The 1,481-nt window shown below is 75.1% G+C and carries 2 protein-coding genes and 1 pseudogene; all 3 read left to right on the top strand.

Annotated features, from left to right (window positions below; all coding sequences use genetic code 11):
- A pseudogene (locus BM237_RS29530) lies at window positions 1–425 on the top strand (hypothetical protein); the annotation flags it as partial.
- A 101-nt stretch (window positions 426–526) separates the two neighbouring features.
- Window positions 527–1,057, top strand: a complete 531-nt coding sequence (locus BM237_RS28575) for a SigE family RNA polymerase sigma factor (RefSeq protein WP_093852637.1) — start codon at window positions 527–529, stop codon at window positions 1,055–1,057.
- Window positions 1,054–1,481 (top strand): hypothetical protein (locus BM237_RS28580; protein WP_425443755.1); only part of this gene is annotated, 428 nt, incomplete at its 3' end. The genes BM237_RS28575 and BM237_RS28580, both read left to right, overlap by 4 nt.

Here is a 1,481-nt window from a genome sequence, read left to right on the forward strand (position 1 = left end):
TCGGTCAGGGCGCGCTGATGGGCCTGCTGCCGGAGGGCAGGCAGAACTACGTGGTGTCCTGGGGCGGCCCGGAGGCCTTCCGGGAGGACGTCGAGTACGCCAAGGGCATCGTGGGCGACGACATCCGCCCGAACACCATCAGCGGCGGCTACCACTTCGACGACGGCGAGGTGCTGTTCACCGGGGCGTTCCGCACCGACGTCGTGCCGGGCCGGATCACCGTCCGCACCGTCGACGGCACCTTCGACGCGAAGATGCTGCGGCTGCCCGGCGACCCGGGCTGGGGCGCCTACCACCTCGACGCGGGCCGCACCGACGCCCTCTCCTCGGACGTCGTCGTGACCGCCTACGCGCCCGACGGCGGCGTCATCGACACCTTGACGATGACGTTTCCCCGTACACCCCACACGCCCGGCACGCCGTAGCCCGCCGGCCGTCCCACGCAACGAGACCACGGACGCACGCCGCCGGGCCGGGCACGAGCCCCCGGCCCGGCGGCGGCCCCACGGCGAACCGAGGCACCCGTTTGAAGACGAGCGCGGAAGCGGAGTACCGGCAGTACGTGGCCGACCGGTGGCCGCGCATGCTCAGGACCGCCTACCTCCTCACCGGCAACCACCACGACGCCGAGGACCTGGCGCAGGTGGCGCTGGCCAAGGCGTACACCGGATGGGAGCGTGTGCAGCGTGCCGCGGACCCGGACGCCTACGTCTGGCGCATCATGATCAACGCCAACGCGGACCGGCTCCGCAGGCTGAAGGTCCGGGAGTGGCTGACCAACCGCTTCCCCGAGCGGCAGAGCGCGGACCGGGCCGACCGGATCGTCGACCGCAGTCTGCTGATGGAGGCCCTGGGCCGGCTGCCGGCGCGGCAGCGGGCGGTGGTGGTCCTGCGCTTCCTGGAGGACCGCAGTGAGAGCGAGGTGGCGGCGGTGCTGGGCACCGGGGTCGGCACGGTCAGGAGCCACACCGCCCGGGCCCTGGCCGGACTCCGCCGCGACGGCGCCGTCCTGGGCCTGGGCCCGGGACGCGGCAGGGCGGCGGTGGTGAACCGATGAGCGGGAACGTGCCGGTGGACGACGAGACCTGGACGGGGACGAGGACCGGTGGCGGGAGCGCGACCGAGACCGCCCGCCTGGCGGAGGCCATGCGCCGCGAGGCCGACACCCTGGCCGCCGGCCCGGTGCCGGTGGAGGCCCTGGTGCGGGAGGGGCGCCGCCTGGTGCGGCGCCGCCGGACGGCCGCGGGCGCGGCGGCCGCGGCCGTACTGGCCTGCCTGGCCGGCGGCGTACTCCTGCCGTCGCTGCCGGTCTCCTCCGGCCCCGCCCCGGCCGTACCGCCCGCGGCCTCTTCCGTACCTCCGGCGCCGTCCGCGACACCGCAGGGTGTGCGGGTGGTGCGGCCGTACGAGCCGGTGGAGATCGGTCAGGGCGCGCTGATGGGCCTGCTGCCGGAGGGCAGGCAGAACTACGTGGTGTCCTG

It is taken from the genome of Streptomyces mangrovi, assembly GCF_900114215.1.
GTDB classification, from domain to species: domain Bacteria; phylum Actinomycetota; class Actinomycetes; order Streptomycetales; family Streptomycetaceae; genus Streptomyces; species Streptomyces barkulensis.